This is a genomic window from Rhizobium sp. Leaf341 (genome assembly GCF_001424325.1).
In the GTDB taxonomy this organism is placed as follows: Bacteria; Pseudomonadota; Alphaproteobacteria; order Rhizobiales; family Rhizobiaceae; genus Ferranicluibacter.
In genome coordinates this window covers 357,755-383,390 of sequence record NZ_LMPE01000015.1, presented here as the reverse complement: position 1 = coordinate 383,390, position 25,636 = coordinate 357,755, and the positions used below count along the sequence as shown (strand labels likewise).

The following is a 25,636-nucleotide window of genomic DNA, read 5'->3' as shown; positions in this document are numbered from 1 at the left end:
CCTATATCTTCGCGTGCCACTCTGTCATGGGAGTGGTACGCGGCGCCGCCGCGTGGCGAAAGCGAAGGGACAAACGATGCAGGGCCAGAGCGATGCCACAAAAGCTATTCTTTCCGAACTCGCCGGACGCTTCCAGCTGAGCGAGAGCGCCGTGACGGCCATGCTCGTCGCGGTGAAGCGCGGCCATGGTACCATGGCCCAATTCGACATTGCCGAGCTCGGCGGCAACGGCCAATGGATGCGCGGCGGCATGACCATGGTCGGCGACATGTTCAACCATGGACTGAAGAACACGGTCGACTCCCTTTGCAACAGTCTGGCCGAAGCCCTGTCGTCGGGGCGGATCGAGATGAACGACGCGTCGAGCGGACATCACGCCTGGTGGCCGGACTGGCTGGGCGTGCCCTCGAGCACGGGCGCACAGAACGACAGCGCCTATGCGGTCTTCCCGTCCCAGCATTGCCTCGCCATCAAGGACGGCGACGGTCTGACGCTTTACGACACGGAGGATCACGTGATTTCCGGCGTCGGCCAGCAGCAGGGTGTCGGAGGCTCGCAAACCTTCACGAGCCAGCGCGGTTCGTTTTCCGTCTCCCGCCTTCGCCGGCTCAACAATGGCGGCGACCTGCCCGGGGCCGATCCCATGGTCGATCAGGACGGCCATCATGCGGGAGCCGGGTATACGGCGGCACCGCTTTCCGCAGCGCCGGCCCCGGCATCGGAGGTCGAAACGGACGGCTATGCGGGCGAAGGCTGGTCGGCCGCCCAGTCCGCGCCGCTGGCCGCGATCGATCCCGGCAGCGCGTCTCTCGAGGCGCGTCTGGTCGGTGCGGCCGAATCCCGCCTGCAACCGCAGGCGCCCCAGCAACCCGTGTCGAACGATGGCCTGCAGATCATCGCCATGATCGAAAAGCTCGCGGCGCTCAAGGCCGCCGGGATCCTCTCGGAGGAAGAATTTTCGGCGAAGAAGGCCGAGCTTCTCCAGCGCCTGTGACGATCGGCATCGTTCCTTGATCAGGCAGTTCGGTGCGATGGGCTTGAACGGCGACGGATGATGATCCGCCGCCGTTTCCTGTCTTAAAGCGCGTTGCGTGAAAAAGGATTCACGCAACGCGCTTCAAGGTCTTGTTTTGATGCATGTCGTCTCCCGAAACCGCTGAACACTTGTCGGCGACATGCATGAGCTCAGGCCTTGGCGATATGCGGGCCGAGCAGCGAAAGGTCGGCCTCGCCGAGCCGTTCGGCCGCCGTCTGCATCTGGTGCCAGTAGGGGTAGAGGATGGGCGGTGCGCTGACAGCATCCAGCCGGCCGCGTTCCTCGTCCGTCAGCTTCAGGTCGGCGGCCGCGAGGTTGTCGCGGAACTGCTCTTCCGTGCGCCCGCCGATGATGACGGAGGTCACGGGTTTGCGGCCGATCAGCCAGGCCAGCGCCACCTGCGCTGCGGAAACACCGCGGCTCTCGGCAATTTCGATCAGCGCGTCCACGATCGTCCACAGGCGGTCGACGTCGCGGATCGGCGGTTCGGTCCAGCCGGCTGCCTGACGGCTGCCTTCCGGGGTGTGATTGCGGCGATGCTTGCCGGACAGCAGCCCGCCGGCGATCGGGCTCCAGACGAGAACACCGAGGCCCTGGTCGATGGAGATCGGCAGCAGCTCGTATTCCGCTTCGCGGGCCTCGAGCGTGTAGTGGATCTGTTGGCTGACGAAGCGATGACGATGGTCGCTCGCGCTAATGCCCATGGCCTTCATGATGTGCCAGCCGGAGAAATTCGAGCAGCCGATATAGCGGACCTTGCCGTGCTGCACGAGCGTGTCGAGCGCCGCCATGGTTTCCTCGAGCGGGGTCTGCCCGTCCCACTGGTGGACCTGGTAGAGGTCGATCACATCCGTGTTGAGGCGCTTGAGGCTCGCCTCGCATTCGCGGATCAGGTGATGCCGCGAAAGGCCCTGATTGTTGATGCCGTCGCCCATGGGAAACCGGGCTTTCGTGGCGATGAGAACGTCGTTCTTGCGCTTGCCGCCGAGGACCTCGCCGATGATCTCCTCCGAGGCTCCGGCAGAGTAGGCGTTGGCGGTGTCGATCAGGTTGACGCCGGCGTCGAGACACATGTCAATCAGCCGTCGTGCTTCGTCCACGCCCTGGCTGCCGACCATCGAGGCCCAGCCTTTGCCGCCCATGGTCATCGTGCCCATGGTGATGGTGGAGACCTTGAGACCGGAGCGGCCGAGATTGCGGTATTCCATGCTGTTTCCTCCTGTTGATCCGTCGTGCCGCGGCAGATAGGGCGGCAGCGGCGGTCGGGAAATACGGCCGGCGGCAGATGAGCGATTGCTTGCGGGGCGGCCGGCTTCAGCGCTTGCCTCTCGTGCCAGCCCGTCTATGGTCGGGGCGACACAGCGGACGCTTTCATGACCCTTCGACTTGCGACCTTCAACATCGAAAATCTCATGCGCCGGTTCGATTTTTCGGGCTATCGCAATCCATCCAAGCAGGATCGGGTGCTCCGGCTCTTCGATATCGGCAACGAGGCGGTCTATGAGCGTCTTGAGGAGGCGCGCACGATTACCCATGCCGACGACACGCGTCAGATGTCGGCCCTGGCGATCGCCGACTGCGATGCCGATATTCTCTGCCTGCAGGAGGCCGACGACATGGCCGCGTTGGAGGCGTTCGAATATGGCTATCTCTACCGGATGATGGGCAGCGGCTATCGCAAGAAGGTGCTGATCGAGGGCAATGACGGGCGCGGGATCGATGTTGCGGTGATGATGCGGGAGGTGACGCGGGACGGGGAGTCCATCGTCTGCACCAGCGCCATCTCGCATGCCGCCCTGACCTATGCCGAGCTCGGATTGCATGACGCGGAGATCGCGCGGACCAACGTGCCGGCGGACCGCGTTTTCCGGCGGGATTGCCTGCAGCTGGAACTGACCATCGGCGGACGGCCGCTGACCGTCTTCGTCGTGCATTTCAAATCGATGGGTCCGAGCCGCGACGGGTTGGACGGCAGGTCGTCCACGCTGCCCGTGCGTCGGGCGGAGGCGCTGGCGGTGCGCGGCATCATCGAGAAGCGGTTTCCCGGCCAGACGCAGACCGCGAACTTCGTGATCTGCGGCGACATGAACGACTATCAGGAGCGGATCGACGTCACGGGAGATCGACGGAGCGGCTACGGGTTCGTACCCGCCGCGGAGACCTCGTCGGCGCTGGACGTCTTTTCAGCCGAGGGGTTTGCCGAGAACGTGGTCCGGCGGCGTCCCGTGCTCGATCGCTGGACGCTGTTTCACAGCCGTGGCCCGGCCGAGCGGCATCTCTGCCAGCTCGATTATATCTGGCTTTCTCCGGCGCTCGCCGCCCGCAACCCGGACGCCGTGCCGGATATCATCCGTGCCGGGCAACCCTATCGCACCGTGTTTCCACCCGGCCAGGACGTGGAGCGCTATCCCCGCACCGGATGGGATCGGCCGAAGGCCTCCGATCACTGCCCCGTCGTGGTGGCGCTCGATGTCTGAGGTCTCGAAGATCGCCCGGCCGCACCCGCCCGGCATCGGCGACGGATGGCCGGCGGCGGGCGTCATCTTTCCCGTGGCCGATATCGATCTGCGCGTCCTGCCGGGCCCCCATCCGGTTCTTGCGGAGCACGCACCCGAGATTGCGGAGAACTGGGCACGAGAACAGGCCGCCAATCCCGCCCTCTTCAATGGCGAAATGGTCTTGCAGCATCGGCTCAGCGTGCAAGCCGGAACGCTCGTCGGCGAAGGCTATCTCGCGCCGTTCGCAGCCTTTCTCTGGTGGCGTTCGGCATCGCGTCCGCCCATTGTCTGCCATCTCGCCGCCGTTCCGGTGATCGAGACCTCCGACGGCGCCGTCATTGCTGTGCGGATGGGCGCACATACGGCAAATCCCGGCAAGGTCTATTGCGCGGCCGGGTCCATCGATGCCTCCGACCTCGTGGAGGATGCGCGGGGCCTTGTCTGCGACGTGCCCGGCAACATGCGTCGCGAGGTTCTGGAGGAAACGGGCCTCGATGCCGGCGAGGCCGTCGCGGGACCGTTCGAGGGGATGCAGATGGACGGCTCGGCGTTCCTGTTTCGCAGGTTCCGCTTTTCCGAAACCTCGGACTCCCTCCTCGCGCGCATCGGGCGCCATATCGAAACAGCGGAGGAGGAGGAGATCGACGATGCGGTTGCGATCTTCGACGCCGATCCGCACGCACACAACTACCAGCCCCACATGCGTGTGATTCTCGCGCATATCTTTGGTCGGTATCGATAACGATTTGCCTTGCCCGCGTCGGATCCCGAAGGCAAGGTCCTCCGGCGGCTGACGACAGCAAGGCCGGTCGCTTCAACGGGAGAACGGATTTGGCACGCCGCTATGCGATCTACGACGTCTTCACGAGGGAAAAGCTGCAGGGCAACCCGCTGGCCGTCGTGTTCGATGGCGACGGGCTATCGACGGAAACCATGCAGGCGATCGCTGGAGAGTTCAATCTGTCGGAGACCGTCTTCGTCTGCGCGGCGGACAATCCCGCATCGGCAGCCCGGCTGCGGATCTTCACGCCGGGCACCGAGCTTCCCTTCGCCGGCCATCCGACGGTCGGAGCGGCCGTGGCACTGGCTGAAGACGCGCAGGGGGGTGAGGGCGTCAATCGCGATCTCGTCCATGTCCTGGAGGAAAATGTCGGTCCGGTGCGCTGCGCGGTGAAGCTGCGGCCCGGGGAGGCGAGCTTTGCCGAGTTCGACCTGCCGCGCAAGTCGGTGCGCCTCGAGGCGCGCTTTGACGTCGGTCGGATTGCCGACGCGCTGAGCCTGAAGACGACGCAGATCGGTTTCGAAAATCACGTTCCTGCCTTCTGGAGCGCCGGCGTGCCGTTCGTCGCGATACCGTTGCACGACCTGAAGGCGATGGCCGACGTCGACTTCGACGCGGCACAATGGGAGCAGATGGCCCCCATGGCCGATGGACGGCTGGCGAGCGCCTATCTCTATTGCCGCGGCGGGATCAACCATCATGCCCGTTTCCACACCCGCATGTTCGCGCCGGCCATGGGCGTGCACGAAGATCCGGCGACCGGCTCGGCGCTCGCCGCCTTCTCGGCCGCCATCCATTGTTTCGACCAGTTGCCGGACGGGCATCACAGCTATCTCGTCGAGCAGGGCGTGGAAATGGGCCGGCCGTCCTACCTGCATCTTCATCTGGATATCGGCAACGGCGAGATTGTCGGTGCGCGGATCGGCGGACAGGCGGTCAAGATCGCGGCCGGCGAACTTTATCTCTGATAAGTTTGCGGTTTGCTCGGATTCCGCGGCCCAGCAACTGGACAAGCCGGGCGAAGGCCTCTATACGCCGCGTCAGACAGCAGCGATGTTGTCCTCGTGGGTGATTAGCTCAGTTGGTAGAGCAGCTGACTCTTAATCAGCGGGTCGTAGGTTCGAACCCTACATCACCCACCAAATTTCTCCATCTCCTTGTTTGCGTACCGCTTTCAGCCTCGCCCGGCCAGGGTGGTGCGCTGAAACGTCGCGCCTCGATCAGGCACCCGTCCTCCCGAAGGCGACGCGCGGGTCAGCAGCACGTCACGCAGCGTCCATGACATGATCGTCGTCCGGATCTATCGCGGCCGCATGGCGGCGGAGAAGGGCGCTGCCGCATGGCAGTGGGAGGGGCATTGTCGGGCTTTGCTGTCCTTCCGGAGCCGGGGTCAGCTTGCGCGAACAGATCTCCTGCAGAAAGCGGCGCGGCGCGTCTATGAAATGTAGGCTTAGACTTTCATCTTAGCGATGTCTTCATCTTAAGGCGCGAGTATATGTGACACTTCTATGGAGAGCGTGATCGTGACTGGGATATTTACATCGACATCGAGCAAGATCCTGGACGCGCTCGATCTGTCCTTTGCCATCATTGAGTTCGACACTTCGGGCAAGATCCTGCGGGCGAACAAGAATTTCTGCGATCTCATGGGCTATGCCGAACAAGAGATCGTCGGGCGAAATCACCAGATGTTCGTCGAGGCGGAGTATGCCGCGAGCCCCGACTATGCCGCTTTCTGGAAAAAGCTGCGGGATGGGGACTTCATCTGCAGCGAGTTCATGCGCGTCGCAAAGGATGGCTCGGAGATCTACATCCGCGGCAACTACAATCCGATCAAGAACGCCTCCGGCAAGGTCTTGAAGGTCATCAAGTTCGCGAACGACATCACCGCGACGAAACTCGCCGGCATGGACACGGGCGCCAAGATCGATGCGGTCTCGCGCGCGCAAGCCGTGATCGAATTCGCGCCGAACGGCACGATTCTGACCGCCAACGACAATTTCCTGAAAGTGCTCGGCTATAGCCTGAGCGAGATCGTCGGCCAGCATCACAGCATGTTCGTCGATCCGGCCTACCGCGCGTCGGCGTCCTACAAGGCGTTCTGGGAGAAGCTGAACGCCGGCGAATTCGTATCGAGCGAGTTCACGCGGATCAGCAAGAGCGGCCAAGCCGTCTACATCCAGGCATCCTACAATCCGGTTTTCGATCCGAAGGGCCGGGTCATCAAGGTGGTGAAGTTTGCGACCGATGTGACCGAGCGCGTGCAAAACGTCGACCGTCTCGCGGACAGCCTGTCCAAGCTTGCCGAGGGCGATCTCAGCCAGCAGATCGAGAAGCCGTTCCAGCCGAGCCTCGACAAGCTGCGGACCGATTTCAATGCCGCCTGCCGCAAGCTGGAAACGGCGCTCAAGGCCGTCAGGACGAATGCCGAAGCCATCGCTTCGGGCGCGGACGAGGTGCGCACATCGGCGGACGATCTTGCACGCAGAACCGAACAGCAGGCGGCCTCCGTCGAGGAAACCGCCGCCTCTCTCGAACAGATCACCACCACGGTCAAGGGATCCAGCAAGCGTGCCGAGGGCGCGGGCATCCTCGTCGGTCGCGCCAAGGAGAGTGCCGATCATTCCGGCGATGTCGTGCGCGAGGCCATCTCCGCGATGGACAAGATCGACAATTCCTCCCGCGAAATCGCCAATATCATCGGCGTCATCGACCAGATCGCCTTCCAGACGAACCTGCTGGCGCTGAATGCGGGTGTCGAGGCGGCGCGCGCAGGCGAAGCCGGCAAGGGCTTTGCCGTCGTGGCACACGAGGTCCGGGAGCTCGCGCAGCGTTCCGCCGGCGCGGCCAAGGAGATCAAGGCCCTTATCACCACGTCGAGCGCGCATGTCGAAAGCGGCGTATCGCTCGTCAGCAAGGCGGGTGAGGCCCTTCAGACGATTGCCGGCCATGTCGAGCACATCAACGAGGACATCCGCGCCATCGTGGAAGCGGCCCGGGAGCAGTCGACGGCCCTTGGCGAGATCAACCAGGCCATCAATACGGTCGACCAGAGCACACAACAGAATGCTGCAATGGTCGAGGAGCAGACGGCGGCCAGTCATGGTCTCGCGGAAGAGGCCAGCGCACTCTTCCAGCTGCTGGAGCAGTTCCGCTTTGACGACAAGGTTGCGCATCGCGCGGCCTCGCCATCACCGGCGCCGCGCGACGCCCGCAGCCGGTTCGCCGCCTGATCGTGCGGCGTCCGTAGCCGCGTTCGGTCGCCGCCCACATCTCCAGAGACCCCGGAATGCACAGGGCAGACGCACCGCGTCTGCCCTGTTTGGCGACCACGGGTTCGGCCCTGCAGCCCCAGTGCTGCAGTCTGTCCGCGCAATATCTGTCACTTCATTGCCAAAAATGTTGACAAAACAACAGATCATGGGCGAATGAAGATAACAACTTATTGCGGAGACCGTGTCCTTGCTGGTCATACTTGCCGACGATCTCACGGGTACGCTCGATGCCGCAGCACCCTTTGCCGCGCGGGGCCTCAGGGTCGAGGTCGCGCTGGTCCCGGCTGCCATATCCGACGCGCTTTCCGAGGGACCGGACGTCCTGTCGATCAACGTCCAATCGCGCGAGGTCGGCGCAGAGGCCGCGCAGGCCGCGACGCGCGCCGTTCTTGCAGCTCTGCCGGACGACGTCGTGCTTTTCAAGAAGGTCGATTCGCGGCTGAAGGGCCATATCGCAGCCGAACTTGATGCGATGCCGTTCCGCAGGGCCCTGATGGCGCCCGCGATACCGGACTTCGGACGCCTCGCCGTGAACGGGCATGTGCGCGGGTTCGGCGTGGATGTCCCGATCCCGATCGCCGATCGTCTGGGCGTCCACGCGGGAAGGGCGCGGATCCCGGACACGGCCGATGCAGCGCAGATGCGCGCGGCGCTCGAGGCGGCACTTGCCGAGGGCGTCGATCTCCTGATCGGTGCGCGGGGGCTTGCCGAAGCCCTGGCGGTGCGCATGACGGGCGATGCCGCGCCCAAGGCCGCGACGATCCCCGCCGGGCCGGGCCTGTTCGTCATCGGGTCGCGCGATCCCATCACGCTTGCGCAGATCGCGCATCTGCGCACCGGCCACGCGCCGGCCTATCTTGCCGCGCCCAACGGGCGTGTCCCGTCCGACGGCGCGGAAGATCCGTTTCTGACCCTCGTCCAGGCGGTGCCGGGCGAAATGCCGATCTCGTCGCTCGACGTCGCGCGCCATCTGGCGGACGGGGTCTATCCCGACCGGGTGCGCAAGGCGTCGACCCTCGTCCTTTCGGGCGGGGCGACGGCTGAGGCGGTGCTCGCGCATATGGGGATCCATCGCTTCCGTCTCCTGGGTGAATGCATGCCGGGACTGGGTGTTGCCTTTGCGGACGGGCATTGCATTATCGCCAAGTCCGGCGGTTTCGGCGGTGCGGAAACGCTCAGCGAGATCGCGGCCCAGATGGTTCGCAACGGGGGGTGAGGAATGGGACTGGAAGCGGGAACGACTCGCAAGAGCCTCGGCGACGTCGTCTTCGAGCGGATGCATCGCGCCATCAAGTCGGGTGCCTACCAGCCGGACGAGCGCCTGCCGACGGAGCATGATCTGGCGGCGGAATTCGAGGTGTCCCGGCCGATCATCCGCGAGGCGCTTCGGCGGCTGCGGGAGCAGGGCCTGATCTATTCGCGCCGCGGAGCGGGCAGCTTCGTGCGGGCGCTGGGGCTGAAGGAGCCTCTGGGTTTCGGCCAGCTCGAGAATGTCGCCGATCTCTTGAACTGCTACGAGTTCCGCTTGACGCTCGAGCCGGCGGCGGCGAGCGCTGCGGCCGCGCGGCACACGGAGGCAAGCCTGACAGCCATCCGTCAGGCTCTGGAATTGATGCGCGACGCCACCAATCGGCAGTCCCATCGGGTAGACGCGGATTTCGAGTTCCATCTCGCCATCGCCCGTGCAGCGCGCAACTCCTACTTTTCGACGGCCATGGAGGCGCTCAAGGAGCATATCGCCGTCGGCATGAAGTTCCATGGCGCCTCGGTCAAGCGCGACAGCGCCGGTCTTGCGCGCGTCTTCGGCGAGCATGAAGCCATCGCCAAGGCGATTGCGTCCGGCGATGGTCCGCTCGCGGGCCAGCTGATGCGCGAGCATCTGACCGGATCGCGCGAACGGCTGTTTCCCCACTAATGCAGGTCGCCCGAACGTGTGCAGCGGTTTCGGGAAACGACATGGATCACAACAAGACCTTCAAGCGCGTTGCGTGAATCCTTTTTCACGCAACGCGCTTTCAGTCCGGTCGCCACAGTCTCTGTTGCGCCCCGACATCGCAGTCGGGGCGGGTCGCGTCGAAGGTTTCGCGTGCCCGCAGCCTGTCAGTAGGCGGCGCGGTAGATCGCAAGGATATCCTCGACGCTCATGTCGATCGGGTTGTTGTCCATCAGCCGGCGATTGGCATGGGCGTCAGCCGCATAGATCGGCAAGTCCGCCTCGAGGGCACCGTGCGCGCGCAACGACATCTCGATGCCGAGGTTGCGGCAGAAGACATGTGCCTGACGCAGCAGGTCGTCCTGGGACAGTCGCTCCCCCGCGCCAAGCCCCAAGGCATGGGCAACCTCTGCGGATTTCTCCTGCGCAACCGGCTGGTTGAAGGCAAGGACGCGCGGGAAGATGATCGCATTCGCCAGGCCATGGGGGAGGCCAAGCCGCGTCCCGAGTGGATAGGCAATGGCATGACCCGCTGCCGTGTTCACCGGGCCCAGGCAGATGCCGCCATAGTAGGAGGCGAGCATCATTCCCTCACGGGCTTCCGTATCCGTTCCATCGCGGACCGCCCGCGCAAGAAAACGTCCGACGAGGCTGAAGCCCATGCGGGCAAAGCCGTCGATCATCGGATGCGCGCGCCGGTTGGTGAAGGCTTCGACGCAATGGGCCATGGCATCCACGCCGGTCGCGGCGGTTACGGCGGGCGGCACGGAATAGGTGAGCTCCGGATCGAGCACCGCGACGTCCGCAATCAGGTGCGGGCTTTCCACGGCGATCTTGCTGCCCTTTTCCGGATCCGTGATCAGCGAGCGGATGCCGGCTTCCGAGCCGGTGCCGGCGGTCGTGGCGACCTGCACGAGGCGCGTGGTCCGTCCGGCAACCTTGTTCGGTCCGGCAACATCGGCAAGCGTCTGGTCTCCAGTCCAGAGCGCGGCGACGAGCTTGGCGACGTCCAGGACCGAGCCGCCGCCGAGACCGACGATCAGATCCGGCCTGCAGCCGCGCGCGGCCTGGATGGCAGCATCCAGCGTGGCGATGTCGGGTTCCCCGGGGATTGCATCGAAGACGGTGATCCGCGCCTTCAGCTGCAGCCGGTCGATAAAGCCGGCCGTGATCGGCGTGGCGATGACCAGGACGGACGCCGCATCCGCGGCCCAGATGCCGACCTCGCGGATGGTGCCGGCGCCGACGATCAGGCGCCGCGGCTGGTGAAGGGTGATGGGGGCGATCGCCATGCGGGTCATCCTTGCTGTGCCTTGCCGGAGCGACCGGCCACAAGCTTGCGGGCATAGGCGATGGCTTCGTTCATGTTGCCATGGTTGGCGATGCCCTTGCCGGCGATGTCGAAGGCGGTGCCGTGATCGACCGAGGTGCGATCGATCGGCAGGTCGACCGAGACGTTGACGGCCGTGTCGAAGGCCACCAGCTTGATCGGGATGTGTCCCTGGTCGTGATACTGCGCGACAATCAGGTCAAAGGCGCCGGTATAAGCCCGGTGGAAGACGGTGTCGGCCGAAATGGGGCCGTGGGCATCGATCCCTTCGGCGCGGGCTGCGACCACGGCGGGGCCGATCTGGTCGTCGTCCTCGGTGCCGAACAGACCGTTCTCGCCGCAATGCGGATTGATGCCGGCGATGGCGATGCGGGGCGCTGCATAGCCGATCCGCTTCAGATGGGCGTCGCCCGCGCGAATGGTGGCGAGCACGCGTTCCGTCGTTGCCCGCTGGATCGCCTCCTTCAGCGAGACATGGGTCGAGACATGGATGACCTTGAGCTTCTCCGATGCGAGCAGCATGTAGGCGGCTTTCGCGCCGGTAAGGCTGCGCAGCATGCCCGTATGGCCGTCATAATGATGGCCGGCGAGGTTCAGGGCCTCCTTGTTGATCGGCGCCGTGACGATGCAGCCGATCGTGCTGGCTTCCGCATCGCGCACGGCCTTCTCGATGAACCGGAAGGCGGCGTCGCCGGCGATCGGGCTCAGTTGTCCCCAGGCGAGCGGCGCGCCCTCGATCGGCAGATCGACGACGTAGGGCGCGAGATCGATCTCGAGGCCCAGCGCATCGCGCGCGGCTTCCAGCGTCGGCAGGTTGCCGTAGATGCGGGTGCGGGCCCGATCCTCTGGGGACATGTCGAGAAGGGCGCGGACGGAAATCTCCGGGCCGACGCCGCAGGGGTCGCCCATGGTGATGCCGATGATGTTGCTCATGATACTCTCCGTCCAGCCGCACTGTCCCAGCCGCGGGCCAGGCGGACATGTTTGATCGCGCGACGATGATAGGTGTAGGCAAGATGCAGCGTACCGTCCGGCTCTTCGAGCAGCCAGGGATACGACATCTCCTTGTTGCGCCCGTCGATCGAGTCGTTCGACAGGCAGGTGCCGGGGCCGGTCTCGATGACCAGCCATTCCGGAAAGGTCAGGCCGCCGTCGCTCGAAAGGCAGAGCGCAACGGGGGCGCGGGGCACGCCCCAGATCGGCGTGCAGCCGCCGGTCGGATCCGCGTCAGGCCGGTCGTCCGCTTCGCCGAGTTCGTCATAAAGGGACGCGCGGCGTTCCGATGACTGCTCGGCATTGACCGGATTGCAGAGGATGGCGAGCCGGCCGTCCTGAAGGCGGGTGGCGGCGATGGAGGAATTGTTGTTGGGGACGTCTGTCGGCTGGGGTTGCGACCATGTCCGCCCGCCATCCACCGTTTCCGTGCGATAGATGAAATCCGCCTGACGACGACGGAAGAAGGCTGCATAGCGATCGTCCCCCAGAAGGACCGGTCCGAGATGCACGCAGCCGATCGAGGCATCGATATCCTGCAGACGCCAGGTCTCCCCGCCGTCCTCCGAGATCGCGACCGCCGCGGTGTCGTGGCTGCCGTTCCACTTCTGGTTCGGCCGCTGAATGCAGCGAAAGATCGGCAGCAACCACGCGCCGTCCTGGCGCACGACGACACCGGCCCGAACGAAGCAGCCGCGGGGCAGGTCGAGATAGCGCCCGCCCGGTGCCGTGAGACCATGCGGGTCGTCCTTGTCCCGGAGAACTTCGACCATCCGGATCCGGCATTCGTCCTGATTCCCGGAGGGCTGAGACGTGTGGAACAACCAGAGCCGGCCGTCCGGTGCCGTGAAGAACATCGGATTCTGCTCGGAATGGGCAGGGTCGTTGCTCAGTTGTTGCGGTGGGCCCCACTGCGACGCGCCTTTGGTTAGCACGCAGGCAAAGATGGAGATATCGGACTTGCCTTCCAGCGTTCCGCCGAACCAGGCGCAGACGAGGGCACCGTCCCCGAGCCTGTGCAGAAAGGCGGCGTGGTTCTGGATCATGGGAGAGGGCAGCAGCGCTTCCTCCCGTCCAGAGGCCACGGATGCCAGGGTCCCGCTCATGCGTCGGGCGATGTCTTCGGGATTCATCTTGTCCTCCATGCCCGCCAAAAACCACGGGAATTTCATAGTTGTCAAGTTTCCTGATGTCATCTATCAGGCGATTTCCGATCTTCTAAAATACTATCCTACTGCAAATAATAGAGAATTTTGAGGATAATTTTTTGTTTGAAATGACATTCGAAATTAATTTGACAAAGTTGTGACGAGGTCCGATGGTATGGCCAGCCTTGGCAGGAGGATGCTCGGGACGACGATCATCGCCGACCGGATGTCTTGAGCAGCGGTGTGACGCCTGCTTCGCGAGAGGCCCGCGTCGCGGTCAACAGAGAAAAGGGAGGAGACTATCGTGAAGAAGACACTGATTCTCGGTGCGCTGATGCTGTGCACCGCTTTGACGCCGGCGTTTGCCGCGTCCGGTCCGGTCAAGATCGTGCTGGCTGAAGAGGCCGACCTGCTGGAGCCGTGCATGGCGACCCGCTCCAACATCGGGCGCGTCATCATGCAGAATGTCAGCGAGACGCTGACCGAGCTCGACGTTCGCGGTCAGCAGGGCGTGAAGCCGCGGCTGGCCGAGAAGTGGGAACAGAATGCCGACGGATCGTGGCGCTTCCATCTGCGTCAGGGCGTGAAGTTCTCCGATGGCACCACCTTCGATGCCAAGGATGTCAAGCACAGCTTCGACCGTATCATGAGCGACAAGAATGCCTGCGAATCCCGCCGTTACTTCGGTGGCATGAAGATCGAGGCGAAGATCGTCGACGACAACACGGTCGATTTCAGCGCCGATCCGGTGCAGCCGATCCTTCCGCTCCTTCTGTCGCTCGTCACGATCGTTCCCGAGGAGACGCCGCTCGAGTTCATCCGCGAGCCCGTCGGGACCGGGCCTTACAAGCTGACAAACTGGACGCCGGGTCAACAGATCGTGCTGACCGCGCGCGACGACTATTGGGGCGCCAAGCCGGACGTCACCGAAGCGACCTATCTGTTCCGGGCCGATCCTTCCGTGCGCGCCGCGATGGTGCAGGCCGGCGAAGCGGACCTTGCGCCGTCGATCTCGCAGCTCGAGGCGACGAATGCCGCGACCGACCTGTCCTATCTCGACAGCGAGACCGTGTATCTGCGGATCGACCACAACATTCCGCCGCTTTCGGACGTGCGTGTCCGCCGCGCGCTGAACCTTGCCATCGATCGCCAGGCGTTCCTGGGAACCCTCGTGCCCGAAAGCGCGGTTCTCGCCACGGCCATCGTGCCGCCGACGACCATCGGCTGGAACCCGGACGTCAAGCAGTTCCCGTTCGATCCCGAGGGTGCCAAGAAGCTTCTGGCAGAGGCCAAGGCCGACGGCGTGCCGGTCGATACGCCCATCGAGATCATCGCCCGCTCGGCGAACTTCCCGAACGTCACGGAAATCATGGAAGCCGTCCAGGGGCAGCTCCAGGATGTCGGCTTCAAGATCAATCTGAAGTTCGTCGAAGTGGCCGAGCACGAGCAGTATTACTCCAAGCCGTTCAAGGAAGGGCGTGGACCGCAGATCGTTGCCGCGATGCATGACAATTCGAAGGGCGACCCGTCGTTCTCGATGTTCTTCAAGTATGCAACCGAAGGCACGCAGTCCGGCTTCTCGGATCCCAAGGTTGACGACCTGATCAAGCGCGCATCAGCAGCGGTCGGGGAGGAGCGTGCCAAGCTCTGGTCCGAACTGATCGCCTATCTCCACGACGACGTCGTGGCTGACGTGCTGCTCTTCCACATGGTCGGCTTTGCCCGGGTTTCCGAGCGTCTGGAGTTCACGCCCACGATCGCCACGAACTCGACGCTCCAGCTGTCCGAGATCAAGATCAAGTAAGACCGCGACGGCGGGCGCTCCGGCGCCCGCTGTCCAGATTGCGGTGGCGGCGGGCTGATCCCGCCGCCATTGCCGCAGGACTTCCGGCGAGGATGCCATGTTAAGCTTCATTCGAAAACGCGCCGTCGCCAGCCTGATCTCCCTCGTCGGACTGATCGTGATGGTGTTCTTTCTGTCGCGCCTGACGGGCGATCCCGCGGCACTCTTTCTCCCGGTCGAAGCGTCCGCGGAGTTGAAGCAGCAGTTCCGGGAACTGCATGGCCTCAACGATCCCTTGCTCGTGCAGTTTGGCCACTATGTCGGCGATGTCGTCACCGGAGATTTCGGGGAATCGCTGCGCAAGGCGCGCCCGGCGCTCGACGTCGTGCTCGAAGCCTTCGTCTGGACGCTGTGGCTCGCCGCGATCACGATGACGCTGGTCACCGGCGCCGCCATCCTCGTCGGTTCGCTCGCCGCCTTTCGCGCCGGCGGCTTTTTCGACCGGTTTTCCTCGGTCGTCTCGCTGATCGGTGCGTCCGTCCCGGATTTCTGGCTCGCGATCGTCGCCATCGTGGTCTTCTCGATCAATCTCGCCTGGCTGCCGACCTCCGGCACCGGATCAGTGCTGCACTGGATCCTGCCGATCTGCGTGCTGTTCGTGCGCCCCTTCGGCATCATCGTGCAAATCGTGCGCGGCTCGATGATCGGCGCGCTGTCGTCGGCCTACGTGAAGACGGCGCGGGCCAAAGGGGTCAAGTCCGGCCCGATCATCTTCATCCACGCGCTGCGCAATGCCATGTTGCCCATCATAACGGTCATCGGTGACCAGGCGGCGAGCCTTTTGAACGGCGCCGTGATCGTCGAGACCATCTTCGGCTTTCCGGGCGTCGGCAAGCTGATGATCGACAGCATCCTCCAGCGGGACTTCAACGTCGTGCTGGCCGCCATCCTCGTGACTGCGCTCGCGATCTTCCTCATGAACCTGCTGATCGACCTCGCATACGCGCTGCTCGATCCGCGCATTCGGCATTGAGGCGCTGACCATGACACTGCAGACCATCGACGCGCCGCTCGCCGAAGAGCCTTCCTTCCTGAAGCGCATGGGCCGCATGCTGTGGGCCGACAAGTTCGCGCTTTGCGCTGCCATCTTCCTCCTTGTCATCCTGGTGATGGCCATCATCGGCCCGCACTGGATGGGCGATCTCGCCACCAAGCAGAACCTGCGCGGCCGCAATGCCGCACCGTTCGACTGGAGCCGCGGCTGGGTGTGGTGGATGGGGGCCGATGCGCTCGGACGGCCGCTGCTTGCCCGCATCGTGGTGGCGACGCAGAACACGCTCATGGTGGCTGCCGGCGCCGTTGCCATTTCCTCGATCACCGGCACGCTGCTCGGTCTCGTCGCCGGCTTCTCGTCGCCGCGGGTGAACCAGATCATCATGCGGCTTGCCGACGTCATCATGTCGTTCCCGTCGCTGCTGATCGCGGTCATCGTGCTCTACGTTCTCGGCGCCTCGATTCTCAATCTCATGCTGGTGCTCGCCATCACCCGCATTCCCGTCTACCTGCGCACCACGCGGGCGGAAGTGCTGGAGATTCGCGAGCGCATGTTCGTGCAGGCGGCCCGGGTCATGGGGGCTTCCAGCAAGCGCATCCTGTTCCGTCACATCCTGCCCGTGGTCCTGCCGACGCTGACGACCCTTGCGACCCTCGACTTCGCCTATGTGATGCTGGCGGAAAGCGCCTTGTCCTTCCTCGGTATCGGCATCCAGCCGCCGGAGATCACTTGGGGCCTCATGATCGCGCAGGGACGCCAGTACCTCCAGAATGCGTGGTGGCTGTCGTTCTGGCCGGGCCTTGCCATCATTCTCACCACCATGTCGCTGAACCTCCTGTCGAACTGGATGAGGATCGCGCTCGATCCCGTCCAGCGCTGGCGTCTCGAAATGAAGGGTCGCAAAAATGGCTGACCATCTCCTCGAAGTCCGCAACCTCTCCGTGGAGTTCCACACCGCCGTCGGCGTCGTGAAGGCGGTCCGTGACATTTCCTACCATCTCGACCGCGGGGAAACGCTGGCCATTCTCGGGGAAAGCGGCTCGGGCAAGTCGGTGTCCTCCTCGGCGATCATGAATCTGATCGACATGCCGCCCGGCCGCATCAGCGGCGGCCAGATCCTGCTCGACGGCGTCGATCTCCTGACGATGCCGGCGCAGGCGCGGCGCGAGGTCAACGGGCGCCGCATCGCGATGATCTTCCAGGATCCTCTCAGCCACCTGAACCCGGTCTACACCGTGGGGTGGCAGATCCGCGAGGCGCTGACGACGCATGGCACGGACGGCGCGACCGCGCAGGCCGAGGCCCTGCGGCTGATGGGCCGCGTCGGCATTCCCGATCCCGAAGGATCGCTCGGGAAATATCCGCACGAATTTTCCGGCGGACAGCGCCAGCGCGTCATGATCGCCATGGCGCTCGCGCTGCGGCCGGACCTCTTGATCGCCGACGAGCCGACGACGGCGCTGGACGTGACCGTCCAGGCGGAAGTGCTGGCGCTGCTCGAGGAGCTGCAGCAGGAAACCGGCATGGCCATCCTGATCATCACCCACGACCTTGGCGTTGTCGCCGAGGTGGCGGACCGCGTGGTGGTGATGGAAAAGGGCCAGCTGGTGGAAAGCGGTACGGTGCGCGAGGTCTATCGCAATCCGCAGCATCCCTATACCCGCAAGCTGATTGCGGCGGCGCCGGGAAAAGGCGAGATGCACGTGCCGCTGCCGCGCGTCGAACCCGTGCTGTCGGTGCGCGAAGCCCGCAAGTCCTACGGCGCTTTCGAAGCGCTGAAGGGTGTTTCGTTCGACCTCATGCCGGGCGAAACGCTCGCGGTGGTCGGCGAAAGCGGCTCGGGGAAATCCACGCTGGCCCGTGTTCTGCTGCGACTCGAGGAGCCGACCGGTGGGAGCGCGCTGTGGAAGGGCAGGGACCTGTTCCAGATGGGTCCGACGGAGCTCTACAAGCTGCGCCGCGATCTGCAGATGGTGTTCCAGGACCCGACGCAATCGCTCAACCCGCGCATGACGGTCTACCAGCTCGTCTCGGAAGCGTGGGTCATCCATCCCGACATTCTGCCGAAGCCGAATTGGCGCGCACGCGTGGCGGAGCTGCTGGTGCAGGTGGGACTGGGACCCGAGCATATGGGACGCTACCCGCATCAGTTTTCCGGCGGGCAGCGTCAGCGCATCGCGATCGCGCGGGCGCTGGCTTTGGAGCCGCAGCTGATCATCTGCGACGAGGCGGTATCGGCGCTGGACGTTTCGGTGCAGGCGCAGGTGATCGCGCTGCTCGACAATCTGCGCAAGACCATGGGCATCGCCTTCATCTTCATCGCGCATGACCTGCCGGTCGTCCGCGATTTCGCCGACCACGTCATGGTGATGCAGAACGGCAAGGTGGTCGAGCTGGGGACGGTGCGGGAGGTCTTCGATACGCCGCGCGAAGCCTATACGCAATCCTTGCTGGCGGCCGGCCTCAACCCCGATCCCGACGTCCAGGCCGCGCACCGTGCGGCACGCCTGCAGCGGGCCTGAGGCTTCATCAGAGGCCGGAAAATTCGAGAGTTCAGGAGAACATGATGTCCAAGAAAGCCTTCGTCGCGCTCGTCACCTGCTTCAATGACGACGAAACCATCAACTACGCCGCGACGCGCGCACAGGTCCGACGTCAGGTCGCGGCCGGCAACAACATCATGTGCGCCGGCACCAATGGCGACTTTTCGGCACTGACCTATGACGAGAAGGTGCGGCTGACCGAAGAAGTGGTGGACGAGGTCGCGGGCAAGGTCGATGTCATCGTCAATGCCGGGATGCCGGCGACGTTCGAGACGCTGAAACTGGCCCGTGCGTTCGACCGGATCGGCGTCACGGGCATTGCCGTCATTACGCCCTTTTTCATCGCCTGCACGCAGGATGGCCTGATCCGGCATTTTTCAACGGTCGCGGATGCGGTGCAGACACCTGTCTATCTCTACGACATTCCCGCCCGCACGCAGAATCACATCGAGCCGGAGACCGCCCGGGCGCTGGCGGCGCATGGCAACATTGCCGGCATCAAGGATTCGGGCGGCGCCAAGGAAACGCTGGAAGCCTACCTCGCGGTCGGCAAGAGCGTCGACGGCTTCGAGGTCTATTCCGGCCCCGATCATCTCGTGCTCTGGTCGCTGCAGAACGGTGCTGCGGGCTGCATCTCGGGCCTCGGCAATGCCATGCCGGCGGTCCTCTCCGGCATTCTTACAGCCTTCAACGCGGGCGACATCGCCGAAGCCGAACGCCAGCAGGCCATCTACACGGCGTTTCGAACGGACCTTTATGCCCTCGGTTTTCCGCCGGCGCTGGTCAAGCGTGCGCTCTATCTGACCGATCCGTCGGTCGGCGCCAGCCGCCAACCGGCCCTGTTGCCCGACCGGGAGCAGGACGCGAAGATCGCGGTGATCCTCGAACGCTACGGCCTGATGGCGGCCTGAGACTGTCGACCAAAAAAATCCCGGGGGCCTCGGGAAAAAGATGTCCACGATCGCTGGACAAGCCGGGCGAAGGCCTCTATACGCCCGGTTACACCGCAGCGATGCAGTGTTGCACCGCCACGATGCGGCGCAGGATGGGTGATTAGCTCAGTTGGTAGAGCAGCTGACTCTTAATCAGCGGGTCGTAGGTTCGAACCCTACATCACCCACCAAATTTTCTTCAATGCGCGTTTACGACGATCCTCGACAGCCCCCAGGGGTAGTCGAACTCGTGGCGATTCCTGTCTCTCCGCCAATTCTACAGCACACGTGTCATCATGCCGTCGCATGACCCACCCGCTGTGGCTGCTCGACGTCTTACGTCATCACCTTCGTCGGCAATGTCGCGGATTGCGCGCTCAAAAAACCTTGTCCGGATCTCCTGTATTTATTTTGTCGACAGAGCGTGGATGATTTGGTACAGCCATCTCCGACAGCGAGCGAACGATGTTACAACGGTTCGGCTCGCACTTCCTTCGGAGACATGAGATGACCGTTCCCGTTTTTGCCGGCTGCATTCCCGCCTTGATGACACCCTGCCGCTCCGACCGCACGCCGGACTTCGATGCGCTCGTGCGCAAGGGGCGCGAACTGATCGACCTCGGCATGTCGGCGGTCGTCTATTGCGGATCGATGGGCGACTGGCCGCTCCTGACCGACGCGCAACGCCAGGAAGGCGTCCGCCGGTTGGTCGAGGCGGGCGTGCCCGTCATCGTGGGGACGGGTGCCGTGAGCACGGCTTCGGCTGCAGGGCATGCGGCGCATGCGGCGAAGGTCGGCGCGAAGGGCCTGATGGTCATCCCGCGGCTTCTGTCGCGGGGTTCGTCGCTTGCCGCCCAGAAGGATCATTTCTCGGCCGTGCTGAAGGCGGCCGACGGCCTGCCGGCCGTCATCTACAACAGCCCGTACTACGGTTTTGCCACGCGCGCCGACCTCTTCTTCGCGCTGCGTGCGAGCTTTTCAAACCTTGTCGGCTTCAAGGAATTCGGTGGCAAGGCCGACATGACCTATGCGGCCGAGAACATCACCTCGGGCGATGATGATCTCATCCTCATGGTCGGGGTCGACACCGGCGTCTATCACGGCTTCGTCAACTGTGGCGCGGGCGGCGCGATCACCGGCATCGGCAACGCGCTTCCCAGGGAAGTGCTGCACCTCGTCGCCCTTTGCGAGAAGGCGGCCAAGGGCGATGCCGAAGCGCGCCGCGATGCCAAGGAGCTGGAAGAGGCGCTCTGGGTGCTCTCGACCTATGACGAGGGTCCGGATCTCGTTCTCCATTACAAGTATCTGATGGTGCTGAATGGTGACGCGGAATACACGCTGCACTTCAACGAGGGCGATGCCCTGAGCGCCTCGCAGCGCCGCCATATCGAAAACCAGTATACGCTGTTCAAGGCCTGGTACGCGTCGCGTTATCCCGCCTGAGCCAATAAGCGCCCGACTAGAAAAAAGCCCATGCCGCAAGCTGCGACATGGGCTTTCTGTTTTTGAACGGAGCGTTTCAGGCTACCATTTCTGGTGGACGTGCGGCGCGATCAGGCGCGTGTAGATCTCGCGCGAGGCTGCCATCACGTCGTCCGTCAGAGGTGCGAGATCCGCCGCCGCTGCATTGGCGCGGGCCTGCTCGGCATTGCGGGCGCCAGGGATGACGACGGTGACGGCATCGCTCATCAGGATCCAGCGAAGCGCAAAGGCTGCCATGGTCGCACCCTGCGGCACAAGCTTGCGCACCTCTTCCACGGCCTGCAGGCCGACCTCGAAGGGAACACCGGCAAAGGTTTCGCCGACGTCGAAGGCGTCGCCGTTGCGATTGAAGTTGCGGTGGTCGTCCTTGGCAAAGTGCGTGTCCGCCGTGATCTTGCCGGAGAGAAGGCCGCTGGCAAGCGGGACGCGGGCGATGACGGCGATGTTGCGGCGGCGGGCCTCCTGGAAGAACAGGTGGTCAGGGCGCTGGCGGAAGAGGTTGTAGATGATCTGGATGCTGACGACGCCCGGATACTCGATCGCCTTCAAGGCCTCTTCGACCTTCTCCACGGAGACGCCGTAGCCCTGGATCTTGCCGGCGGACTGCAGGGCGTCGAGACCTTCGAACACGTCCGGCCGATAGAGAACCTCCGTCGGCGGGCAGTGCAGCTGCACGAGGTCGAGCGTCTCGACTCCGAGATTGGCAAGGCTGCGGTCGATGAAGCCTTCGAGGTTCGCCTTGGTGTAGCCATCGGCCACATGCGGATTGAGCCGGCGGCCGGCCTTGGTCGCGACCATCGGGCGCGTCCCGCCACGGGTCTTTAGCACGTCGGCAATGATCTTTTCCGAGCGGCCGTCGCCGTAGACGTCGGCGGTATCGATGAAGGTGATGCCGTTATCAAGCGCCGCGTTCAGGGCGTCGCGGCCGTCGGCCTCGCTGACGTCGCCCCAGGATCCGCCAATCTGCCAGGCGCCGAAGCCGACATTGGACACGGTGAACGGCAGTCTGCCGAAGGAATGGTTTTTCATGATGATCTCCCTTTCGAAGTCTCGGCGGCGACATGACGATCCATGTCGATGGTAAGCCGCAGAGTGCCTCCTGATCGAAGGCTATGACCGAAGTGTCCGGCCACGGCAAGCAAAGGCGCGCTCGCCGACAAGGTTCCCGAACCGATGCGCCGGACATTGCGAAAATGCCCGGCGCGCGGATGCTGGATGGTGCTGGGTGAGGCTCAGGCCGTCTGCATGGCGCCCGGTCCCGGGATCGCTTTCGGCGGAACCTTGCCGAGAATAATCATGCCGAGCACCTCGTCCTTGGTCACATCCTCCGTGCGGGCATGGCCGACGACCTGACCATTCTTCATGACGGACACCCGATCCGCGAGATCGAAGACGTCGTGAATATCGTGGCTGATCAGGAAAATGCCGATGCCTTCGCGTTTCAGCTGACGGATGAGGTCGCCGACCTGCGCGGTCTCCTGCGGTCCGAGTGCCGCGGTCGGCTCGTCCATGATGAGGATCCGCGCATCGAACAGGATCGCGCGCGCGATCGCCACGGATTGCCGCTGCCCGCCCGAGAGCGCCTTCACAGGCTCCTTGAAACGGCGGAAGTTCGGGTTCAGCCGTCCCATCACCTCGCGGGCCTTCGCTTCCATCGCCACGTCATCGAGCGTGCCCCACGGGGTGCGCAGTTCGCGCCCGAGGTACAGGTTCGCGGCGGCATCCACGTTGTCGGCGACGGCGAGCGTCTGGTAGATCGTTTCGATGCCGTATTTCTTGGCGTCTCGCGGGTTGGAGATGTCGGCAGGCTGGCCGTTGATCAGGATCTCGCCGCCATCCCGCTTGTAGGCGCCGGACAGGATCTTGATCAGCGTCGATTTGCCGGCCCCGTTGTGGCCGAGAAGCGCCACCACTTCGCCGGGGTAGAGGTCGATCGACGCATTGTCCACGGCGTGGATGCCGCCGAAGGAGATCGAGACATTCTTCATCTCGACCAGCGGGGTGCCGGTCGGCGTCGTCGGCGTGTGTGCACCGGCGGCGGCGGCAGGGAAGCCTGGGGGTGTTGTCGTGGGCATGATCGGCCTCCTTACTTGGCGCGCGCGCGATAGACGGTGTCGAGCCAGACGGCGACGACCAGCACGAAGCCAACGACGATGCGCTGGAGCGGGCTGTCGATGCCGAGAAGCACCATGCCCGACTGCAGGGACTGCATGACGAAGGCGCCCAGCATGGCGCCGGCGATGGTGCCGACGCCGCCGGCGAGGGACGTTCCCCCGATAACCGCCGCGGCGATCGTGTAGAGTTCGTCGAGTTCGCCCTGGGCATTGGTGGCGGCGTTGAGGCGGGCGGTGGAGATGGCGGCGGCGATGGCGCAGAGGATGCCCATCAGCGCGAAGATGCGCACCGTGACCCAGCGAGTCTTAATGCCCGCGAGCTCTGCCGCTTCCTGGTTTCCGCCGATGGCAAAGACATAGCGGCCGAACCGCAGGCGGGTGGAGATGAAGGTCATCACGATCCCGACGGCGATGGCGATGAGGACGGGAACGGCAATGCCGTGCGAGATCTTCAACCCGCCCTCAGGCACGGGAATGGCGTTGGCCTCGGCATAGCGCGTCGCGATGTTGACGGGCCAGTAATAGCTGTTGGCGACGAAGACCGCTGCGATGACGATGGCGCAGGAGAGGGTTGCGAGGACATATTCGGCCCAGACCGGGCGACGCGGGAAACCGAAGCGCTTGCGCTGCTTGCGCGCGTTGAGGATGGCTCCGACGATCGCCAGGCAGGCAATCAGCCCGACGACCCAGCTGGCGGTGGCGCCGATGGAGCCTTCCGTGCCGCCACCCATGAGGCGGAAGGTGGCGTTCATCGGAGCGACCGTCTGTCCCGAGGTCACGAACCAAGTCGCGCCGCGCCAGACGAGCAGGCCGCCCAGCGTGACGATGAAGGACGGCACGCCGAGAAAGGCGATGATAACGCCGTGGAGCGCGCCGATGAGCCCCCCGACGACCACGCCGCAGGCCAGGGTCACGATCCAGGTGAGCGAGCTGTCGAGGCCGAGATATTGCGGCAGGATCTGCGCCTGGAGGACCCCCATGACCATCCCGCAGAAACCAAGCACCGAGCCGACGGACAGGTCGATGTTGCGCGTGACGATGATCAGCACCATCCCGGTCGCCATCACGGCGACGGAGGAGGTCTGCACCGTCAGATTCCAGAGGTTGCGCGGGGTCAGGAACAGGCCGCCCGTCAGCAGGTGAAAGCCGATCCAGATGATCAGCAGAGCGCCGATCATGCCGAGCAGGCGCGTATCGATCTCGGTGGCGCGGAAAAAGCGGCGGACCGGGTTCTCGGTCGTCGCGCGCGCCGTGTTGAATGGAATGGTGTTGGTGGTTTCGGCCATGGCCTCGTCGTTCTCCCTCATGCGCCGGGCAGGCGTGCCTGTCTCTTGCCGCGCGTATGGCCGGCTGTCTCGCGCGGATCCCGGCCTGTGTACAAGCCGTGTTCCCGCCGTCTTCGAGCCTCTCGCTCGCGCGGCTCCCCGCCGTGCGCGATCGGGGCGGACGCGGCACGCTCCATGCCCCGTCCGCCCCGTTTCACGTCAGTCGACCATTACTTGCAGGCTGCGACCGAACCGGCCTTCACGCCCTGGCAGGCTTCTTCCTTGCTGATCCACTTGGCGTCGATCACGGCGTTCAGGTTGTCCTTGGTGATCGGCATCGGCGACAGGAAGACCGACTTCATCGCGACCTTCTTCGGGCCACCTTCGAAGGTCTGGACATCGGCGATCTCGTCCATCTTCTTGCCGTTGGCGAGTTCGACCGCGATTTCCGCGGCGCGCTTGCCGAGGACGCGGCTGTCCTTCCAGACCGATACGGTCTGCGTGCCGAGCGCCACCCGGTTGAGCGCTGCCTTGTCGGCATCCTGGCCCGAGACCGGAACGGAGCCTGCGAGCCCCTGTGCGTCGAGCGCGGCGATCGCCCCGCCAGCCGTGCCGTCATTGGAGGCAACCACGGCGTCAACCTTGTTGTCGGCCGCAGTCAGGAACTGCTCCATGTTCTTCTGGGCCAGTTCCGGCTTCCAGCCGTCGGTGTAGGCTTCGCCAACATTCTTGATCTTGCCGGCGTCGATCGCTTCCTTCAGCACTTCCATCTGACCGGAGAAGAGGAAGTCCGCGTTCGGGTCGGACGAGGAGCCCTTGATGAAGACGTAATTGCCTTCCGGCTTGGCCTTGAACACTTCGCGGGCCTGCATGCGGCCGACTTCCTTGTTGTCGAAGGTGATGTAGAAGGCCGCAGGATTTTCGATCAGACGGTCGTAGCCGACGACCGGAATGCCTTCCGCAGCTGCCTTTTCGATGGCCGGGCCGATGGCCTCGGAATCCTGGGCGAGCACGATCAGCGCATTGGCGCCCTGCGAGATCAGCGATTCCACATCCGTCAGCTGCTTGGCGGCGGACGACTGGGCGTCGGCCGAGATGTACTTGTCGCCCGATGCTTCGAGCGCGGCCTTGATGGCTGCCTCGTCCGTCTTCCAGCGCTCTTCCTGGAAGTTCGACCAGGACACGCCGACGACGAGGTCCTTGGCCTGGACGGCCGAGTGCAGGGATACGATGACGGCAACGCCAGCCATGAGTTTCAGAACGGATTTCATCAAAACCTCCCAAACGCGGCTGACCGTTCGCGCGAACCTCCCGCACGACCCCCGCCCAGCCCCAAAACCTGCCGATCTCTCCTCCTGAGAGTTTTTTCTCGACAGTCGAGAAAATAGATGTCAGAGAAATTTGAGGCTGTCAACACGTCCTCATGCTAAGGATTTTGACGCCGTTTCGGCACGGCTCTGCGCCGTCGT

The 25,636-nt window shown here is 64.1% G+C and carries 21 protein-coding genes and 2 tRNA genes; 15 read left to right on the top strand and 8 right to left on the bottom strand.

The window, feature by feature from the left end; translation table 11 throughout:
- Nucleotides 1–76 precede the first annotated feature (76 nt).
- On the top strand, nucleotides 77–994 hold the full coding sequence (locus tag ASG03_RS16605; RefSeq protein WP_062694605.1) for an SHOCT domain-containing protein: 918 nt from the start codon (nucleotides 77–79) through the stop codon (nucleotides 992–994).
- 191 nt (nucleotides 995–1,185) lie between these two features.
- Here the strand turns inward: ASG03_RS16605 and ASG03_RS16600 are convergent, their stop codons facing one another.
- Nucleotides 1,186–2,244: an aldo/keto reductase gene (locus ASG03_RS16600; RefSeq protein ID WP_062694602.1), complete on the bottom strand. Its 1,059-nt coding sequence runs from the start codon at nucleotides 2,242–2,244 to the stop codon at nucleotides 1,186–1,188.
- Between the two features lie 165 nt (nucleotides 2,245–2,409).
- On the opposite strand from ASG03_RS16600, the gene ASG03_RS16595 reads away from it, so the two are divergent.
- The 7 genes from ASG03_RS16595 (at nucleotide 2,410) to ASG03_RS16565 (ending at nucleotide 9,505) form a co-directional block, all read left to right on the top strand.
- A complete protein-coding gene (locus tag ASG03_RS16595; RefSeq protein ID WP_062694600.1) occupies nucleotides 2,410–3,513 on the top strand; it encodes an endonuclease/exonuclease/phosphatase family protein in 1,104 nt (367 codons plus the stop codon).
- Nucleotides 3,506–4,276 (top strand): NUDIX hydrolase, encoded by a 771-nt coding sequence (locus ASG03_RS16590; protein ID WP_062694598.1) that lies wholly within the window; start codon nucleotides 3,506–3,508, stop codon nucleotides 4,274–4,276. The genes ASG03_RS16595 and ASG03_RS16590 overlap by 8 nt, the downstream gene beginning before the upstream one ends.
- Nucleotides 4,277–4,365: 89 nt before the next feature.
- Complete coding sequence (locus ASG03_RS16585) at nucleotides 4,366–5,283, top strand: PhzF family phenazine biosynthesis protein (RefSeq protein ID WP_062694597.1); 918 nt, start codon at nucleotides 4,366–4,368, stop codon at nucleotides 5,281–5,283.
- Nucleotides 5,284–5,381: 98 nt separating this feature from the next.
- Nucleotides 5,382–5,457, top strand: a tRNA-Lys gene (locus ASG03_RS16580).
- A 381-nt stretch (nucleotides 5,458–5,838) separates the two neighbouring features.
- Nucleotides 5,839–7,548 carry a methyl-accepting chemotaxis protein gene (locus ASG03_RS16575; RefSeq protein ID WP_244475293.1) on the top strand — a complete coding sequence of 570 codons (1,710 nt, stop codon included), beginning with the start codon at nucleotides 5,839–5,841 and terminating at the stop codon, nucleotides 7,546–7,548.
- Nucleotides 7,549–7,777: 229 nt separating this feature from the next.
- A complete protein-coding gene (locus ASG03_RS16570) occupies nucleotides 7,778–8,806 on the top strand; it encodes a four-carbon acid sugar kinase family protein (RefSeq protein ID WP_062694592.1) in 1,029 nt (342 codons plus the stop codon).
- Nucleotides 8,807–8,809: 3 nt separating this feature from the next.
- Complete coding sequence (locus ASG03_RS16565; RefSeq protein WP_062474050.1) at nucleotides 8,810–9,505, top strand: FadR/GntR family transcriptional regulator; 696 nt, start codon at nucleotides 8,810–8,812, stop codon at nucleotides 9,503–9,505.
- Between the two features lie 185 nt (nucleotides 9,506–9,690).
- On the opposite strand, the gene ASG03_RS16560 is transcribed toward ASG03_RS16565, so the two are convergent.
- Genes ASG03_RS16560 through ASG03_RS16550 form a run of 3 tightly spaced genes read right to left on the bottom strand, consistent with a single transcriptional unit; the run spans nucleotide 9,691 to nucleotide 12,979 of the window.
- Nucleotides 9,691–10,815, bottom strand: a complete 1,125-nt coding sequence (locus ASG03_RS16560) for an iron-containing alcohol dehydrogenase (RefSeq protein WP_156381855.1) — start codon at nucleotides 10,813–10,815, stop codon at nucleotides 9,691–9,693.
- Nucleotides 10,816–10,820: 5 nt separating this feature from the next.
- Nucleotides 10,821–11,786, bottom strand: a complete 966-nt coding sequence (gene pdxA, locus ASG03_RS16555) for a 4-hydroxythreonine-4-phosphate dehydrogenase PdxA (protein WP_062694588.1) — start codon at nucleotides 11,784–11,786, stop codon at nucleotides 10,821–10,823.
- The gene (locus tag ASG03_RS16550) at nucleotides 11,783–12,979 is read right to left on the bottom strand and encodes a sialidase family protein (RefSeq protein WP_062695260.1); all 1,197 of its coding nucleotides are present in this window, start codon (nucleotides 12,977–12,979) and stop codon (nucleotides 11,783–11,785) included. The genes pdxA and ASG03_RS16550 overlap by 4 nt, the downstream gene beginning before the upstream one ends.
- Before the next feature lie 319 nt (nucleotides 12,980–13,298).
- Between ASG03_RS16550 and ASG03_RS16545 the strand changes: the two genes are divergently transcribed.
- The 7 genes from ASG03_RS16545 to ASG03_RS16515 all read left to right on the top strand — a co-directional run bounded on the left by ASG03_RS16545 (nucleotide 13,299) and on the right by ASG03_RS16515 (nucleotide 20,749).
- Nucleotides 13,299–14,798, top strand: a complete 1,500-nt coding sequence (locus tag ASG03_RS16545) for an ABC transporter substrate-binding protein (RefSeq protein WP_062474044.1) — start codon at nucleotides 13,299–13,301, stop codon at nucleotides 14,796–14,798.
- Between the two features lie 97 nt (nucleotides 14,799–14,895).
- A complete protein-coding gene (locus ASG03_RS16540; RefSeq protein ID WP_062694586.1) occupies nucleotides 14,896–15,810 on the top strand; it encodes an ABC transporter permease in 915 nt (304 codons plus the stop codon).
- A 10-nt stretch (nucleotides 15,811–15,820) separates the two neighbouring features.
- A complete protein-coding gene (locus ASG03_RS16535; RefSeq protein ID WP_062694584.1) occupies nucleotides 15,821–16,744 on the top strand; it encodes an ABC transporter permease in 924 nt (307 codons plus the stop codon).
- Nucleotides 16,737–18,353, top strand: a complete 1,617-nt coding sequence (locus ASG03_RS16530; protein WP_062694583.1) for an ABC transporter ATP-binding protein — start codon at nucleotides 16,737–16,739, stop codon at nucleotides 18,351–18,353. The genes ASG03_RS16535 and ASG03_RS16530 overlap by 8 nt, the downstream gene beginning before the upstream one ends.
- Before the next feature lie 44 nt (nucleotides 18,354–18,397).
- Nucleotides 18,398–19,285 carry a dihydrodipicolinate synthase family protein gene (locus ASG03_RS16525; RefSeq protein ID WP_062474035.1) on the top strand — a complete coding sequence of 296 codons (888 nt, stop codon included), beginning with the start codon at nucleotides 18,398–18,400 and terminating at the stop codon, nucleotides 19,283–19,285.
- A gap of 136 nt (nucleotides 19,286–19,421) precedes the next feature.
- Nucleotides 19,422–19,497 (top strand) — tRNA-Lys (locus ASG03_RS16520).
- Between the two features lie 316 nt (nucleotides 19,498–19,813).
- A complete protein-coding gene (locus ASG03_RS16515) occupies nucleotides 19,814–20,749 on the top strand; it encodes a dihydrodipicolinate synthase family protein (protein ID WP_062694580.1) in 936 nt (311 codons plus the stop codon).
- A gap of 81 nt (nucleotides 20,750–20,830) precedes the next feature.
- Here the strand turns inward: ASG03_RS16515 and ASG03_RS16510 are convergent, their stop codons facing one another.
- From ASG03_RS16510 to xylF, 4 genes are all read right to left on the bottom strand, one after another.
- Nucleotides 20,831–21,817: an aldo/keto reductase gene (locus ASG03_RS16510; protein WP_062694578.1), complete on the bottom strand. Its 987-nt coding sequence runs from the start codon at nucleotides 21,815–21,817 to the stop codon at nucleotides 20,831–20,833.
- Between the two features lie 203 nt (nucleotides 21,818–22,020).
- Nucleotides 22,021–22,776: an ATP-binding cassette domain-containing protein gene (locus ASG03_RS16505; protein WP_062474587.1), complete on the bottom strand. Its 756-nt coding sequence runs from the start codon at nucleotides 22,774–22,776 to the stop codon at nucleotides 22,021–22,023.
- 98 nt (nucleotides 22,777–22,874) lie between these two features.
- On the bottom strand, nucleotides 22,875–24,188 hold the full coding sequence (locus ASG03_RS16500) for a sugar ABC transporter permease (protein WP_062474585.1): 1,314 nt from the start codon (nucleotides 24,186–24,188) through the stop codon (nucleotides 22,875–22,877).
- Nucleotides 24,189–24,397: 209 nt separating this feature from the next.
- Complete coding sequence (xylF, locus tag ASG03_RS16495) at nucleotides 24,398–25,438, bottom strand: D-xylose ABC transporter substrate-binding protein (RefSeq protein ID WP_062474029.1); 1,041 nt, start codon at nucleotides 25,436–25,438, stop codon at nucleotides 24,398–24,400.
- Nucleotides 25,439–25,636: the final 198 nt, after the last annotated feature.

Bases quoted from the DNA above. Each gene is read 5' to 3' on its own strand.
- ASG03_RS16605 (WP_062694605.1), top strand. From the start codon at position 77: ATGCAGGGCCAGAGCGATGCCACAAAAGCTATTCTTTCCGAACTCGCC.
- ASG03_RS16600 (WP_062694602.1), bottom strand. From the start codon at position 2,244: ATGGAATACCGCAATCTCGGCCGCTCCGGTCTCAAGGTCTCCACCATC.
- ASG03_RS16595 (WP_062694600.1), top strand. From the start codon at position 2,410: ATGACCCTTCGACTTGCGACCTTCAACATCGAAAATCTCATGCGCCGG.
- ASG03_RS16590 (WP_062694598.1), top strand. From the start codon at position 3,506: ATGTCTGAGGTCTCGAAGATCGCCCGGCCGCACCCGCCCGGCATCGGC.
- ASG03_RS16565 (WP_062474050.1), top strand. From the start codon at position 8,810: ATGGGACTGGAAGCGGGAACGACTCGCAAGAGCCTCGGCGACGTCGTC.
- ASG03_RS16560 (WP_156381855.1), bottom strand. From the start codon at position 10,815: ATGGCGATCGCCCCCATCACCCTTCACCAGCCGCGGCGCCTGATCGTC.
- pdxA (WP_062694588.1), bottom strand. From the start codon at position 11,786: ATGAGCAACATCATCGGCATCACCATGGGCGACCCCTGCGGCGTCGGC.
- ASG03_RS16550 (WP_062695260.1), bottom strand. From the start codon at position 12,979: ATGAATCCCGAAGACATCGCCCGACGCATGAGCGGGACCCTGGCATCC.
- ASG03_RS16540 (WP_062694586.1), top strand. From the start codon at position 14,896: ATGTTAAGCTTCATTCGAAAACGCGCCGTCGCCAGCCTGATCTCCCTC.
- ASG03_RS16535 (WP_062694584.1), top strand. From the start codon at position 15,821: ATGACACTGCAGACCATCGACGCGCCGCTCGCCGAAGAGCCTTCCTTC.
- ASG03_RS16530 (WP_062694583.1), top strand. From the start codon at position 16,737: ATGGCTGACCATCTCCTCGAAGTCCGCAACCTCTCCGTGGAGTTCCAC.
- ASG03_RS16525 (WP_062474035.1), top strand. From the start codon at position 18,398: ATGTCCAAGAAAGCCTTCGTCGCGCTCGTCACCTGCTTCAATGACGAC.
- ASG03_RS16515 (WP_062694580.1), top strand. From the start codon at position 19,814: ATGACCGTTCCCGTTTTTGCCGGCTGCATTCCCGCCTTGATGACACCC.
- ASG03_RS16510 (WP_062694578.1), bottom strand. From the start codon at position 21,817: ATGAAAAACCATTCCTTCGGCAGACTGCCGTTCACCGTGTCCAATGTC.
- ASG03_RS16505 (WP_062474587.1), bottom strand. From the start codon at position 22,776: ATGAAGAATGTCTCGATCTCCTTCGGCGGCATCCACGCCGTGGACAAT.
- ASG03_RS16500 (WP_062474585.1), bottom strand. From the start codon at position 24,188: ATGGCCGAAACCACCAACACCATTCCATTCAACACGGCGCGCGCGACG.
- xylF (WP_062474029.1), bottom strand. From the start codon at position 25,438: ATGAAATCCGTTCTGAAACTCATGGCTGGCGTTGCCGTCATCGTATCC.